The organism is Hymenobacter cyanobacteriorum (genome assembly GCF_022631375.1).
GTDB classification, from domain to species: domain Bacteria; phylum Bacteroidota; class Bacteroidia; order Cytophagales; family Hymenobacteraceae; genus Hymenobacter; species Hymenobacter cyanobacteriorum.
In genome coordinates, this window is record NZ_JALBGC010000006.1 from 136,342 (window position 1) to 151,032 (window position 14,691).

The 14,691-nt window shown below is 63.8% G+C and carries 12 protein-coding genes and 1 pseudogene; 2 read left to right on the forward strand and 11 right to left on the reverse strand.

The window, feature by feature from the left end:
* Positions 1-25: 25 nt before the first annotated feature.
* The 10 genes and pseudogenes from nadE to MON38_RS20445 form a co-directional block, all read right to left on the reverse strand.
* A pseudogene (nadE, locus tag MON38_RS23040) lies at positions 26-1,939 on the reverse strand (NAD(+) synthase).
* Between the two features lie 183 nt (positions 1,940-2,122).
* Positions 2,123-3,097, reverse strand: a complete 975-nt coding sequence (locus MON38_RS20405) for a hypothetical protein (RefSeq protein ID WP_241938003.1) — start codon at positions 3,095-3,097, stop codon at positions 2,123-2,125.
* 336 nt (positions 3,098-3,433) lie between these two features.
* Positions 3,434-4,582, reverse strand: coding sequence for a galactonate dehydratase (gene dgoD, locus MON38_RS20410; protein ID WP_241938004.1), 1,149 nt, complete (start codon positions 4,580-4,582; stop codon positions 3,434-3,436).
* Between the two features lie 115 nt (positions 4,583-4,697).
* Positions 4,698-5,996: a TolC family protein gene (locus MON38_RS20415; protein ID WP_241938005.1), complete on the reverse strand. Its 1,299-nt coding sequence runs from the start codon at positions 5,994-5,996 to the stop codon at positions 4,698-4,700.
* Positions 5,997-6,075: 79 nt separating this feature from the next.
* Positions 6,076-6,531, reverse strand: coding sequence for a DUF6328 family protein (locus MON38_RS20420; RefSeq protein ID WP_241938006.1), 456 nt, complete (start codon positions 6,529-6,531; stop codon positions 6,076-6,078).
* A gap of 79 nt (positions 6,532-6,610) precedes the next feature.
* Positions 6,611-7,306 carry a DUF1345 domain-containing protein gene (locus MON38_RS20425; RefSeq protein ID WP_241938007.1) on the reverse strand — a complete coding sequence of 232 codons (696 nt, stop codon included), beginning with the start codon at positions 7,304-7,306 and terminating at the stop codon, positions 6,611-6,613.
* A gap of 34 nt (positions 7,307-7,340) precedes the next feature.
* On the reverse strand, positions 7,341-8,621 hold the full coding sequence (locus MON38_RS20430; RefSeq protein WP_241938008.1) for a sodium/calcium exchanger protein: 1,281 nt from the start codon (positions 8,619-8,621) through the stop codon (positions 7,341-7,343).
* A 144-nt stretch (positions 8,622-8,765) separates the two neighbouring features.
* Entirely contained in the window at positions 8,766-9,548 is a 783-nt protein-coding gene (locus tag MON38_RS20435) for a DUF2490 domain-containing protein (protein ID WP_241938009.1), read from the reverse strand.
* An 89-nt stretch (positions 9,549-9,637) separates the two neighbouring features.
* On the reverse strand, positions 9,638-10,099 hold the full coding sequence (locus MON38_RS20440; RefSeq protein WP_241938010.1) for an ATP-dependent zinc protease family protein: 462 nt from the start codon (positions 10,097-10,099) through the stop codon (positions 9,638-9,640).
* Positions 10,100-10,103: 4 nt separating this feature from the next.
* Positions 10,104-10,397, reverse strand: coding sequence for a hypothetical protein (locus MON38_RS20445; protein ID WP_241938011.1), 294 nt, complete (start codon positions 10,395-10,397; stop codon positions 10,104-10,106).
* A gap of 1,329 nt (positions 10,398-11,726) precedes the next feature.
* On the opposite strand from MON38_RS20445, the gene MON38_RS20450 reads away from it, so the two are divergent.
* Positions 11,727-12,716 (forward strand): cation diffusion facilitator family transporter, encoded by a 990-nt coding sequence (locus MON38_RS20450; RefSeq protein ID WP_241938012.1) that lies wholly within the window; start codon positions 11,727-11,729, stop codon positions 12,714-12,716.
* 49 nt (positions 12,717-12,765) lie between these two features.
* On the opposite strand, the gene MON38_RS20455 is transcribed toward MON38_RS20450, so the two are convergent.
* Positions 12,766-13,038, reverse strand: coding sequence for a hypothetical protein (locus MON38_RS20455; RefSeq protein ID WP_241938013.1), 273 nt, complete (start codon positions 13,036-13,038; stop codon positions 12,766-12,768).
* Positions 13,039-13,362: 324 nt separating this feature from the next.
* Here MON38_RS20455 and MON38_RS20460 point away from each other — a divergent pair, with 324 nt between their 5' ends.
* Positions 13,363-14,688, forward strand: a complete 1,326-nt coding sequence (locus MON38_RS20460) for an NRAMP family divalent metal transporter (protein WP_241938014.1) — start codon at positions 13,363-13,365, stop codon at positions 14,686-14,688.
* The last annotated feature ends 3 nt before the right edge of the window (positions 14,689-14,691 follow it).

Consider the following 14,691-nt stretch of genomic DNA (forward strand, 5'->3'; position numbering starts at 1 on the left):
TGCACAACGGGAGTGGCCGCTTCCTTTACAGCGCCGCCAGCTCCTCGGCGAACCCGCCGCTGAGGATGGGAAAGCGCAGCCAGGAGCGCGGGTCCACGTTGTAGTCGTCGAGGTGGAAGCTGGGGGCGTAGCGCTCGCGCTTCCACTGGTTGCGGCTCCAGAGCTGGTAGAAGCGGCGCACGTCGGCGCGCAGCTGCTCGTCGTCAAACCCCGGTTTTTCGGCGATGAGCGTGGCCAGCACCTGCTTCGGACTGAGCCGGTCGTAGAAGGCCAGCCGCTCGATGCGGTTGAGCAGCGGGTAGGGCATCAGGTCCCGCTCGTCGGTCTGCTGGTCTTCGAGCGGGCGCAGCTCGGCGGTGGGCTGCAGGGCGTTCACGTGGCGCAGAGCCGGGTAGCCGAGCTCCGTTTCGGCCCAGCGCAGCCACTTTTTCACGAAGTCTTTGTCGACGCCCGCAATGGGCGAGATGCTGCCGGCCGTGTCGCCGTCCATGGTGCAGTAGCCCACGCTGGCTTCCGAGCGGTTGGAGGTGGTGATGAGCAGGCAGTTCTGCACGTTGGCCAGGAGCCAGATGGCCGGAGCGCGCACCCGCGCCTGGATGTTTTGCAGGGCCAAATCGTCGGTTTGCCAGGTCAGGTCGCGGCCCAGCGCGTGCTGAATTTTGTCCACGTAGCCGGTCACTTCCGCGTCGATGCCCCAGTGGTAAAAGCGGGCGCCGATGCTGTCGGCCAGCGATTTGGCCGAATTGAACGTATCGTCCGAGGAATTTACGGTGCCCTGGTAGGCGCAGGTCAACAGTTGGCGTACCAGTTGCTGGTTGTCCGTCAGAGCACTCGCGGGCGCAGGGTTTTCGACCACTTGGACGCCTTCGCCACCGGCGCCTTCCTGCTGCACCACCGTGGCCGTTTCGATGAAGCAGCCGCTGCGGCGCTTGAACTCCTCCACGCCCAGCTCTTCCACGCCCAGGCGCACCATTTCGGCGACGGCCACGGCGCAAAAGCAGGAGTCGGCCCCGCCGCTTAGACTGAGCACGAAGCCCCGGCTGCGGGCCTTGCGCAGGTAATCGAACAAGCCCAGGCTCATGGCCTAGTTCATTTCCTGGTACTCATCGGGCGCGGGCAGCGGCACAATCTCAGCGGCCGGCGCCAGCTCGGTGGTGAAGTCCACGTCCACCCATTCCATATCCACTTCCTGGAAGCTCAGCAGCTGGTTGCGCAGCAGCAGGTGCCCGTTGCGGGCCACCAGGATTTCGCCGTCGAAGATGATGCGGCCCGACTCGTTGCCCAGCAGGTTGGCGTAGAGGTAGGTGCAGTGGAACGTGCGCGAGGCCTGCATCACCAGCTGGTAGCGCACGTCGGTTTTGCTCAGGGCAAAGTGGCTGGCCGAGAGGTTGACAATCAAATCTACCTTGCCCGCCAAGCGGCCCGCGGGCCGCTCGTTGTCCGGCTGCCAGGCATCCTGGCAAATCTCAAAGCCAAAACGAACGCCCTGATGCTCAAAAATCAGGTCGCCCAGCGGCCAGGACTCATCCCCCAGCGCCACCGTGGTGGTGTGCCCGGCCGCCCAGGGCGTGAAGAAGCGGGTTTCGTAGTGCACGCCGTCGTTGGCCAGAAACTGCTTGGCGGCAAAACCCAGAATCTGGCCGTCGCGCAGCACGGCCGCCGTGTTGTAGGTGCGGTGGTGAAGGCGCACCGGCAGGCCCACCACCACGCACAGGCCCTGCGTCCACGCGCGCACCTGCTGCAGGTGCACCAGCGCGGCCTGCGGCAGCCACTCGCTAAGAAACAAGTCTTCGCAGCCGTAGCCGGTCAGGCACAGCTCCGGCAGGCACAGCAGCTGCACGCCGCTTTCCTTGGCCAAGTCAATGGCCGTGCGGATGGTGCGCAGGTTGTGCGCCCAGTCGATGGGTATCTGGTTGAGGGTGGCTCCGGCGATGCGCATGGGAACGGGTAAAGCGGCGGTTTTTGATGGCAAAGTGTCTTTTAGTCGGCTCCTGGTTGTTGCTGCCCGGCGCTACCGCGCCGCCCAGCGGAGCCGGCGCCGCGGTTTGCACAACCGTGCCGGCCGCTCCGGTGGCCGTTGCCAGATTCCACCGGATTCCTGCCCCGCGAGCACCAGGCGGTGCTAGGGCAGCGTGTATTCGTAAATAGCCCCCTGCTCGGTGGTGAGGAGCAGCGTGCGGTCGTCTTTGAAATAGGCCGCCTCGGTCTGGCCGGCGCCGGTTAAGTCAACGTGCCGGGGCATGGCTTTGAGGATGTCTTCCCAGCTATTGCCGTCGAGCAGGAACAGCTCGCCGCGGCCGGTTAGCACGAGCCGGTGCCCGTTGGGGCTCAGGGCCGCGTCCGTGACTTCGCCGGGAATGGCCAGCGACGTCACCAGTTGCGCGGTGTACTGGCCGGGGCGGTCGGGCACGGTGTACACCGTGCTGGTGCGTTTCTGCGCCAGGTCCTTGGTGAAAAGCCAGATTTTGCCGTCGTGCCACAAGCTGGCCTCGCAGTCAAAGCTGCGCGCATTCTTGGCCGGCGGAAACTCGGTCTGGTCGGGGTAGGCAAAGCGGATGCTGCCCACCTGCCGGGGCTGGTCCGGCCGCACGCGGTACAGGGCCAGGTTGCGGCGGTCGGAGTGATTGTTGCCGCAATCGCAGATGTAGTAGTTGCCCTGGTCGTCGCGGCTCATGCTTTCCCAGTCGTTGTTCGGAGCGGCAACGTCCACGGTGCCCAGCAGGTGGCCCGTCAGGTCGAACTTAAACAAACGCGGGGGATTGTCTACGTCGCCGAAGCTGTAATAGGCGCCGGCCTGCTCGGCGGGCACCAGCCCGGAATTCTCCGGGACCACGCCCGCCAGGGAGCCAATGGTGCGCAGCCCGGGGATGGCCGCGGCGGCGGCGGCGTCAAAGCGCGGGTCGCCGCCGGCTTTTTTGGTTCCCGCGCCCCCGTCCGGACTGGCTTGGGCTTCATCTTTCTTCTTCTTTTTCTTGTGGTGTTTGCCTTTGGACGCTTTGTCGGCGCCCTTCGCTTCCTGGGAGTCGGATTGGGCTTGCGAACAGGACGAGGCGAGCAATAGGACTATTGCGGCCGGCAGCAGAGGGAGAATACGCATGAGCGAAATAAAATTAGTTAAGGAGTCTTTGGGCGCTTTCCGGCCGGGGGGTATCTGGGGCAAACGGGCCCGTTACCAAGTGTAGGTAGACGCCGTGGTCGCCGTAATGGCGCACCGGGCCGTCCAAGTATAGCCGACGAAAGTCCGCCAGATACGATTCAACTATTTGTTTGCTGACACTCATGGGAAGAGGCGGAAAAGCGGGTTAGCAGGAGAATGCACGCGGGACGGGGAACCCCATCCGGTAACCAGTGGGGCAGGAAGGCCCGGGGCCGCTTTGTTCAGGGCCGGGCCGAGCAGAAGGGAAGAATAGGCAGTGAGGCCGCCCGCATTTGCTCACCACTCCGCCACGCTGCCGTCGGGGTTGCGCCAGATGGGGTTGTGCCAGTGGGCCCCACTGCCCACGCGGCTCAGCAGGTATTCCTCGTTTATCTCAATGCCCAGGCCCGGGCCCTGCGGGATGTTGCAGAAGCCGTCCTCGTAGTCGAACACCGTTTTGTCGACCAGGTAGTCGAGTAAATCATTCTCCTTGTTGTAGTGAATGCCCAGGCTCTGCTCCTGAATAAAGGCGTTGTGGCAAGTCGCATCGACCTGCAGGCAGGCGGCCAGCGCGATGGGTCCGAGCGGGCAGTGCGGGGCGGCGGCCACGTCGAAGGCCTCGGCCATGCTGATGATTTTCTTGCACTCGGTGATGCCGCCCGCGTGCGAGAGGTCGGGCTGGATGATGTCGACGTAGCCGTCGATGAGCACCTGCTTGAAGTCCCAGCGTGAAAACATGCGCTCGCCGGTCGCAATCGGGATGGCGCAGTGGTTGGCGATTTCGCGCAGGTCTTCGAGGTTCTGCGAGAGCACGGGCTCTTCGATGAACATGGGCCGGTAGGCCTCCAGCTCCTTGGCCAGCACCTTGGCCATGGGCTTGTGCACCCGCCCGTGAAAATCGATGGCAATGCCCAGGCCCACGCCGCCGGCTTCGCGCACGGCCGCCACCCGGGCGAGCACGGCGTCAATCTTGACGTAGGAGTCCACGTAGGCCATTTCGTCGGTGCCGTTCATCTTGATGGCGTCGAAGCCCTTGGCCATCATCTCCTTGGCGGCCGTGCCCACGTGCTCGGGACGGTCGCCGCCAATCCAGGAGTACACCCGCATCCGGTCGCGCACCTGGCCGCCCAGCAGCTGGTATACGGGGGCATTGTGGTACTTGCCCTTGAGGTCCCACAGCGCCTGGTCGATGCCGGCAATGGCCGACATCAGGATGGGGCCGCCGCGGTAGAAGCCGCCCCGGTACATTACCTGCCAGTGGTCTTCGATGCGGAGCGGGTCTTTGCCCACCAGGTTTTCCATCAGCTCGGTCACGGCCGCCGCCACCGTGGCGGCGCGGCCTTCGATAATGGGCTCGCCCCAGCCCACGAGGCCTTCGTCGGTCTCGATTTTGAGAAACAGCCAGCGCGGGGGCACCTGAAACAGGGTAAATCGGGTGATTTTCATGGCAAGGCGGGGGTGAAGGAGGTGAAAGTACTGGCGATTAAATCATCTAACGCGCAAGCATCAGGGGTGGTGAGGGCGGAAAGGCCGTGCAGCGCCCACGCATTCCGCCCCGGCCCTAGTCGGCCCGGAAGAGCAGCCGGCCCACGACCAGGTTGAGCTGCTCATAGGCGCGCATGCGGTCGGCCCGCAACGCGTACTGCTGAACTTGGGTGTTCTTGTAGCTCTCGTAGAAATCCAGGAACTCGACTATGCTTAACGTGCGCCGGTAGTAACTCGTCGCGATGCCGTCGATGAGGCGGTCGAACGTTTCGAGGTGGGAGTTACGATAGAGCGCTTCGATTTGCTGGGCCACGCGCCACGCCTGCCGCACCTCGGTGCGGGCAATGAGCCGCTGCTGGTCGAGCTGCGCGGTGCTGGCTTGCACCTGGGCCTGCGCGGCCTGAATGTTCCCTTGGTTCCGGTTGAACACCGGCACCGCCGCCCCCAGCGTGAGCGCGTGATAGTTGTTGATGTAGCTGTTTATTTTGTCATACACGTAGCCGACCTTCAGGTCCGGGACGGCGGCGGCCCGCTGCAAGCGCACGTTTTGCACTCCCAGCTGCACCCGGGCATTGAAGGCCTGCAGGTCGGCCCGCCGGGCGGCGGCCGTGTCGGCCAGTTGCGCTTCGGAGTACCCGGCCAGGTTCAGGGCACGCAGCCGGGCCGAGTCGGCCACCGGCAGGTAAACGGTCCGGCCGGCGCCGTGGAGCAGCACCCGCAGGTCCGCTTCATCGGCATCGAGCTCGGCGAGCAGGGCCTCGCGCTCGTTGGCCAGCTTAAACTGAAACGCTTTCAGGCGAATCACTTCTTTCAGCGCCACGTTGCCCTGCTCGAACTGCGCCTGGTAGCGGCCCACGGTGCGGCTAAAGTAGGCCACTTCCCGGTCGTAAACCGCCACGCTTTGGCGCTTGAAATAGACGTTGTAAAAAGTGCTGCGCAACTGGTAGCGCAGGTTGCGCAGCAAATCGGCCAGCTCGAACGCTTCGTTGGCGGCCCCTTGCTGTGCGAGGCGACCGGCGGCCCGGCGGCGCCCCCCAAGCGACACGAGCTGCTGCACCGTTACGGCCACTTCACTCGGCGGGTCGGCGTTGCGGAAATGGTCGCGGTTGAGGAGCTGAAACACCCCGTTCTGCTCCAGGCTCACCGTGGGGTTGTTGAAAAGAAGGGCCTGGACAACCTGCGCTTGGGCCGCCGTGACGTTGTACTGCTGCGCCAACAAGAGCAGGTTGTTGGCGACAAAGCGCTGTTCCGCTTCGGGCAGCTGCAGGCGAACGGTATCTTTCGGGGAGGCCTGCGCCTGCGCGGCGTGACCGGATAGCAACCCGGCCAGGACCACCAGGCCAAGCAGCCGCCGGGTTGAAAACAATAAGCGCATAAATAATAGGGTTTTCAGTTAAGGCAATCGGGTTGGGTGGGATTGATGAGCAGGAAGTAGACCGCCGGCAGCGCTTGGGTCAGCATTTCATTGCCCGGGGAAGAGCCCACCACAAAACGGTGACTAGCACGGCGGTAAACCCGGCAACCAGGGCCCCCGCCACGTGGCCCAGTACTTCGGAGATGACCAGGTAGGCCCCGAGTATCAGGGCAATTGACAGCGCCAGGGCGCCCGCGAGCATCTGCCACGTGACGAAGTGCTTGAATTTGCGGCGGTTCAGCAGCGGCCGCATCAGGCGGTGTTGAACGGCAGGCGCGGTGAACAGAATCAGGCTGATGATGGAAAACACGAAGGCGCCCATAAACACCCATTTTTCCGCTTGCACGATTTGCTTGAAGCCGCTGCTGAAGGGCAGCGTAATCAAAAACACGTTGAGGAGCTGCGCCCCGGGCAGCAACACCCGGAGCTCCGAGAGCATGTCGGTAAAGTCCTCCGCATCGTGCGCAGGCTCCTTAGGGGCGGGTGATTCGTTCATGGGAATACGCGTGTGACGGCGAACGTAAGCAGGGTGATAGGCAAGGGGAAGCCGTTTCCGGCCGCCCGCCGCTGAGGAGTTAGATGATGCCGGCCAGCACGTTGATGGTCAGGGCCACCACCGCCGTGTTGTAGCCGAAGGAGAGCAGGCCGTGGACGAGTGCCAGCCGCCGCATGCGCAGGGAAGTGACGCCGGTGTCGGAGGTTTGGGCCGTCATGCCGATGACAAAAGAGAAATAGGCGAAGTCACAATAGGTGGTGGGCGCGTCCCCCGGAAACTTGAGTCCCCCCAGCAAATCCGGCGGGCTGGTGGTCCGGTCCTCGCTGAAGTACGCGTGGGCATAGCGTAGCGCGAAGAGGGTGTGCAGCAGCAGCCAGGACGACATAACCGCTACCATGGACACGGCCGTCCGCAGCGCCCGCTCGGAGAAGCTCAGGGTTTTGAGGCCGTTCAGCAGCAGCACCACGGCCAGCAGGCTGGCGCCGGCGGCCAGCAGCACGGCCACGAAGGTCAGGGTGTGGCCGGGGTCCTGGCGGGTGGCAAACCGGCGGAGGCGGGCCGTGTCGGCCGTGGCGAAGACGGCCCCCACCAGCAGCAGGTACGCCACCGAAAACCCGTCCCAGCCCGCCACCACGCGCGTGCCCAGGTGAAAGTCCGCGGGGGAGAGCCAGAACGTGGCCAGGCCCGCCAGCACGGCCAGGCCCAGGCGGTGGCGCGCGGGCAGGCCGGTCAGCCAATCAAAGCGAGGGGGGGCGGATACAGGGGAAGAAAGCATGGAAAGTGGGGTCGGAAGAAAGAAGGACAGGCCTTTACCGCAAGGCCCGCGGGGCCACTGGTCCGGGGCCTTCGGCCGGCGCTGAGCGCGGCGCCCGGGCCAGCAGCCCCACCCGCAGGTGCTCGCCGAGCCGGGCCCGGCTCCACCAGAACAGCCCCGCGGCCAGCGCGAGGTACACCCAGCCGACCAGGGTGAGCACCTGCATCGTGCGGACCTCGTTGCGCTGCAACACCCAGGCCAGGGCAAATTGCCCGCTGAACAGCCCCAGCAGCAGCCCGGCGCTGCGCAGCTTAAGTTGCAGGCGCAGCAGCAGGGCCACCGCGAACAAGGATTGCGCGGCCGTTAAGAAAAACTCCTCGTGCTGGCGGGCATCGAGTTCGAAGTGCAGCACGCGCCCGGCCCCCAGCGCGTAGGCCAGCGGAATCATGCCCACGAGCAGGGTCCACTGGTTAATCTTATCGCTCACCAAGGTGCTCAGCGCGGCCTTGGGGCGCAGGTTGAGCACGAAGAGGACAACCAGCACGACCCCCGGGGTTTCGCTGGCGAGCGGGGCGACCCACTGCACCAGCAAAAACTGGCTGACTCCCCAGGCCCGTCCCGAAGCCAGCAGCGCCTCGGCGAAGGGCTCCGCAGCCGCCACGACGACGGTCACGGCGAGCAGCGTGAGCCCGCCCATGACGGCCCATTGCCAGCCCGTTGACAGGGTAGCCACGGCCGCCGCCGGGCCCACCTCTTCCGGTTCTTCCTCCGCCTCCCCTTGGGTTTTAGGCAGCTTGCCCAGGCGCCACAGGTACGCCGCGAAAATGGCCACCAGCACGACAAAATCGACCAGGTCGATGCGGTTTTTCAGCACAATGACAAAGGCGTAAAGACTGGCCAGCGTGAGGTAGGCAATCTCGGCGGAGTTGTCGCGGTGCAGCTCCACCACCTGGCGCCGGCTGCGCCACCAGTAAATGCCCGCCACTAGCGGCCAGGCCACGCCAATGAGCAGGCGGTTGGCCCCGGTCATGTTGGCGGCGGCAAAGCCGGCGTAGGCCGAGCCCGGGTGCAGCCCGGCCTGGTAGGTGTAGTAGAGGTCCACGGCGTACTCGGGCAGCACCGTGACCAGGGCCAGCACCCCGATGATAAGTCCTTGGGACACGTGCTGCTCGGCCGCCTCGGCGCCCCAGGATAGCAGAAAGCCCGCCGCCAGAATGGCCACGAAGAAGATGGCCGCTTCCAGGCCCGGAGCCACGTGGGTGCCGGTCAGCCGCAGGTAAAAGCCCGGCAGCGTGGCAAAAACGGCCAAGGCTACAAAAAAGATAAATTTGCGCATGAGGGTGACGAATGGGTGGTAAGCATTAGGGGCCGTTAAGCACAGGCATTCGGCGCGGGCCCAAACGGGTTCCGGCGTCGGAGGTCTTGGTGCCGGCTTCCTTGGGAAGAATTCTCATTTTTTTCTGCCTCGTTTTTTCTGTTCTCACTGGTCCCGGCGGCGGGTAAAATCCAGGCTGTAGAACAGCATCAGCTGAATGCCCTGGTTGACTTCCACCACCTCCCGGCCCGACGCCGGGTCGGGCCGGGCGTGCCGACTGAATTGCTGCAGGTAGTTCAGCTCCACGCGGGCCAGCAGGTTCAGCTGGTAGCCCAGCCCGCCGGCCAGGCGGTTTTCGCTGAACTCGTCCTCGCTTGCGTTGCGGCCGAAGCTCACAAACAGCTCGTCGTAAGCGTTCAGGTACCACCCGTGGTTTGCCAGCACGGGCCCGCCCAGCGGGAACAGGCCGGCCAGCTGGTACCGGACCCGCTGCTGAAATTTCCACTCCTGCACGCGGCCCTGCCCGTTGTCGGCCCGGGCCCCGAGCCAGCGCTGTTCAAGCCGCAGGCGGTGGGTGAGCACGAGGCGCTGCCACGGCGTTTTGAGCGTGAGCTCTTCGTAAGTGCGTCGCTCCGGGGCCGGCCGGTCCGCCACGGTAGGGTAGGCGCCGTAGCGGTGCGTCTGGGCGTAGGCAATGCCGCCCGCCGCCTTCAGGCGGGGGGTGAGCACCCGCTCCGCGCCCAGAAAGCCCTCCAGCTGCTGGGCGGTCCGCCCCCAGTCAACCCGGCGCCACTGCAGCTCGGTGTGCACCGCCCACTTCGATGTCACTTGCTGGTCGCCCATATACCCAACCCAGGTCAGCGGGTTGTGGTCCACCAAGGGGCTGCCCTGGCCGAAGCCAGGGGTCGCCAGGGCGCAGCCCCCCAGCAGGAGCAGAAGCTGTTTCATCCAAAAAATCCTTTACGGTGGAATGGTGGCGTTAACGGCCGTGCGCAACGGGGCAGGTGCCGGCCCCGCGCTGCCCCGGGCCGCGGACCTTAGGCGCTGCCTTGGAGCTGGTGGGATAGATTCTTCTGTGCTACGTCTACCACGAAGCGGTTGCGAACCAGCTGGCGGCCCAGTAAGATGGGCGTTTTGAGGCGCTTGCGGTTCGCCAGCGTGAATTCCACGCGGATGCGCCGGCCAAAGAGGACGACGCACGTGGTGATGACGTAGCGTTTTTGCGCGTCCCCAAACGAGTTGCGTACCGTGCGCTCGCTGAAGTGGTCGGTTTGTATTTCCCGGCCCGGGCCTTTGCGGCCGTCGGTTACCCAAAAACTTAGCCGGGTGGCGTTCCCGACCTGAATCAGCTGCACTCTTTCGCAATGCAGGGCGGACGTGTAAGCCCCCGTGTCCACCTTGGCGGGTACCCCGGCAAGGCCCATATCGGGTAAGTCAATGAGTTCGGTCAGGCCGATGATTTGCTTGGGCTTGCCGGCGCGTTTAATCGAAGTTTGCACGTGGTTATAAGGGGAATTCGTTGCAATTGATTGAGTTCGTGCAGACGATGTTGCTGGCTCCTCGATAGGCACCTTGCGGGCAGAAATACTGCACCTGGTACTCGAAAATGGTGCCGGCGGGATAGGGCTCCGCGTCTACAAAGGGGGAGTTGGCGTTCTGGTTAAGCAGCTCCCAGCCGGTACCAAAAGGGCTGAGCCGGCGGCACACCCGCGCCGTTTCCAGCCCCTGCTTTTCAAAAGTGAGGCGGCGACCTGCGGGCGTGCAGGTGAGGACGATGGGCGGGCGGGAGAAGCACATGGGCTTAGCGGAGCAACCGACGAGTTCCCGGACAGCATCGCAACGCCAGCCGGAAGGCATGAACCCTAGAACCTGCTAACTGCCAGGTTTCGGCGGCATGGCGGCTGTTTTCCAGGTCTTGAAGCAGTGTTTTCCTGCTCAAGGGCAAGGGGGCTGCATTTCAAAAACGCATTTATGAAATGCCGAGTCGACAGGCAAGCCCGTGCCCTGGGCACCGCTACGTTTTACGCGAACCCGGCATCGGCCCCGCCAGCTTCTTAAGGAACTCTATATCCCACCGCGATTGCGGTAAGCCAGGTTGCGGCTCATAGCGCACGCCGGTGGGTTTACAAGTCGACCGGCGCTCCATAATTCAGGTGAGGGCGGCTCCCAAGGGCTGGTAACGCAACGCGTTTATAACCCATAACCGTCCAGGAATCAGCCAGCCGCGCTGGCTAATTCGCAGGGGCAGGGCAGTTTCCCGTGGGGAGGCAACAAGTAGCCCGGTTAAGCTGCTGGGGCGGGCGGGTTCAAAACCGGGATGCGGTAATGCCGGGTCGGATTAGGCCCGCGGCGGCTGCCAACACGAGCCGGAGGCCGTGGTAAGAGCGGCCACTACTAAATGGCCATGCGGGCGACTGCTAACCCAATCCGCTGGTTGGGGGACTTCAACCTGCACCGCAGCTGACAAGGGCGTTATGGCCCCGCCACAGCTGTGGCACTGGCATAACGGGGAACACCAGTCACTCAACCCATTTGCTCCACCGTTGGTCCGGGTGACGGCAGTCAGGGTGCAGCCCTTGCCGTTCTGGTACCCCGTCACGCCATCCACGCACGAAAGGCACGAGATGAAGGTAACGTAGAAGGCCAAAAACAGAACGGTTGCTCGCATCAGGCTACAAAGTAAACAAGGAAAACCGTTGTTGCTCAACGAGCAGTTGCAGATGTTTGAGGGGTGGGGCACCTAAAACGGTACCATCCGCCGCCCTCCACAGCCCATTTCCGGATTGAGTTAAAAAATCACATACGTGCCGATTTCTCGAAAGTTGGCCTACATGGTTTCACTTTTTTCTTGCTTTCCGACGAGTCAGTGCACGATTTGCCTTTGCAATGCCGAAGGGTTCCACCGCTTGCTCGCCGGTGATTCCAGGGCTGGCACATCCCACACGCTCACCAAGTAGGCCGTGGCGGTGTCCGGCGCGGCCGAATACGGCCGCCACCCTAAGAGACTGAGTGCACAAACCTCGCGTATAAGCCGGCCGGGGCACGGCGTGGAGCGTTCATGCGCCATCCATCTGCTTGTCCGACCTTCGGCACTGCCCATTTTCCTGTTTACTAATTGCTATCCTGATGGCCCAAGTAGATTCTCACGACGACCACATTGGCCACGACCATGCCGGTCACGACCACGAAAGCCATGACCACAGTGGCCACGACCACGGCGCGGGTGGTCACCACCACGGCCCCTCCGCCGACACCCCGTTTAGCTTCGCGTTCGGCGTAGGCATTTTCCTGAACCTGTCGTTCGTGATTGCCGAGGCGGCAGGGGGCTTCTGGGGCCACTCGTCGGCGCTGCTCTCCGACGCGGGCCACAATCTGGGGGACGTGCTGGGTCTGGGGCTGGCCTGGGGCTCGGGCCGCATGGCGCTGCGCCCGGCCAGGGGGCGCTACACCTACGGCTTCAAAAGCCTTACCATTCAGGCCTCGCTGCTCAACGCCCTGTTTCTGTACACGGCGCTGGGCATCATCCTCTGGGAAACCATTGGCCACCTGCGCCACCCCGAGCCGGTGAATGGCAAGCTGGTAATGGTGTTGGCGGGCGCCGGCATTCTTATCAACGGCGTCACCGCCTGGCTGTTCCGGCGCGGGCAGAAAGGCGACGTGAACGTGCGCGGGGCCTACCTGCACATGCTCACCGACGCCGTCGTGTCGGCCGGGGTGGTCGTGGGCGGGGCCATCGTGTACTTCACCGGCTGGCAATGGGTGGATACGGTCATTGCCTTCGCCCTGCTGGGCGTCATCGCCTACGGCTCGTGGGGCCTGCTCACCGAAACCCTGCAGCTCAGCCTGAACGCCGTGCCGGTGGGCGTGGACCTGGAAGAAGTGCGCACCTTCCTGCTCGGGCAGCCCGGCGTGCTGCAGCTGCACGACCTGCACATCTGGCCGCTCAGCACCACGCACACGGCGCTGTCCGTGCACCTGGTGCGGCCCCGCGAGGACGATAACGCCTTTTTAGAATACCTGCAACAGGCCTTGCAAAAGGAATTCAAGATTGACCACAGCACGGTGCAAATCGAGCACGAATCCCCCATTCCCGGCGCGCACGGGGTGTGCGACTAGCGGGGCAACTCCTCCGTATCACGCGGACCCGGGAATGGGTTGCTGGACCTTATAGCTGGTCGGCCCAGAGAGCAAAGGCCTCCGCCGACAGCTGTTCGCGCATAAACCGCCACATGGAGCAGCCCCGCGCTTCCAGGCAGTAGCGCAGCAGGGTCGGCTCGGTCCGCTGGTCGTTGAAGCCGCGCTTGAGCACGGCGGCCCGGCGCTCGGTTGATAAGGAGGCCAGCCAGGCATAAAAATCCTGCGCCGTGAGTTGCAGCTTGCTTGCCTGAGCGTAATAGGCTTTCGCGGCGCTGGTGATTTCGGAAAGCAAGTCGGCCATTTACCCTTAATTAAACGGATTAAAAAGAATCGCAGCACACTTACGAATTCTGCTAAGGTAAGAGCAGCACTTGGTCTTGAAATGACCGAAAATGAGCACGGCAGGGGTTCCCCAGTGCACGTTCTTTGCCCGCGCAGACTTAGCGAAACAACCGGTGAACGCAACCCATGTGAATTCCCCACTAATCGTGGGAACCCTTGGGTAGGCCCGTCCGTAGCAAGCACAACCCTTTATTTTCCTTCCGCATAAAGCGGCACCGGCGGGTTCGACTCCGCGCTGGACGTTGCCTTAATTTCCCCCACACCTGGCGCGGGGCTGTTCCCTATGCTCCCCGAACCTAGTCTGACGCCCCCGCCCACCCGTCCCATGCCCGCCTACCCGCGCCTGTTGCGGGTAATCCGCTTCGTGCGCAGCCTGGGGCCTGGGCTTATCACGGGGGCCAGCGACGACGACCCGTCCGGCATTGCCACGTACTCGCAGGCCGGGGCGGCCTTCGGGCTGGCCACGCTCTGGACGGCGCTGCTCACGTTCCCCCTCATGGCGGCCATGCAGGAAATGTGCGCCCGCATCGGGTTGGTGACCCAGCAAGGGCTCGCGGGCACGCTGCGCAAGCATTACCCCCGGTGGGTGCTGTACGGCCTGCTGCTGTTCACTTTCCCGGCCATCGTGCTCAACATCGGCGCCGACCTCGAAGGCATGGGCGCCGTCGCCCACCTGCTGGTGCCGCAGGTGCCCACGTTTGCCTTCAGCGTGCTGTTCACGGGGTTGATGCTGGTGGCTATCATCCGCTTCCCCTACCAAAGGCTGGCGTCCATCCTCAAGTGGCTGTGCTGCGTGCTGCTGGTGTACTTGGTCGTGCCCTTTCTGGTGAAGCAGGACTGGGCCAACGTGGCCCATCACACATTCATCCCCGAGATTCAGTTCACCAAGGCCTTCGCGGCCATGCTGGTGGCCATTTTAGGCACAACGATTTCGCCCTACCTATTTTTCTGGCAGGCCGAGATGGAGGCTGAGGAAATGCAGCACCGCAGCATCGCCAACGGCCACGGCCGGCGCGTGATGGTGAACAAGCGCCTGCTGCAGGGCATGCAGGCCGACGTGAACGTGGGCATGTTCTGCTCGAACCTCATCATGTTCTTCATTATCCTCACCACGGGCGTGGTGCTCTACTCGGCCGGCATCCACCAGATTGACACCGTGGAGCAGGCGGCCAGCGCCCTCAGGCCGCTGGCGGGGGAGTCGGCGTACCTGCTCTTCGCCGGGGGCGTCATCGGCACCGGGCTGCTGGCGATTCCGGTGCTGGCCGGCTCGTTGTCGTATGCCACGGCCGAAACCTTCCACTGGCGCAGCGGCCTGGACCGCCAGCTGCGCCAGGCCCCGGCTTTCTACGGCACCATCGCCCTCTCGTTGGTGGCCGGCGTATTGCTGGATTTATTTGGCATCAGCCCCATCCAGGCCCTGCTGTACACGGCCATTCTCTATGGCCTGACGGCCCCGGTCATGATTGCCATCGTGCTGCACCTGGCCAACAACAAGTCAGTAATGGGCGAGCTGGCCAACGGCAAAGTTTCCAACACGCTGGGCCTAGTTACGTTGGTGCTGATGAGCGCAGCGGCCGTGCTGCTGCTTTATTTTCAGCTTGCCGGCTAAAGT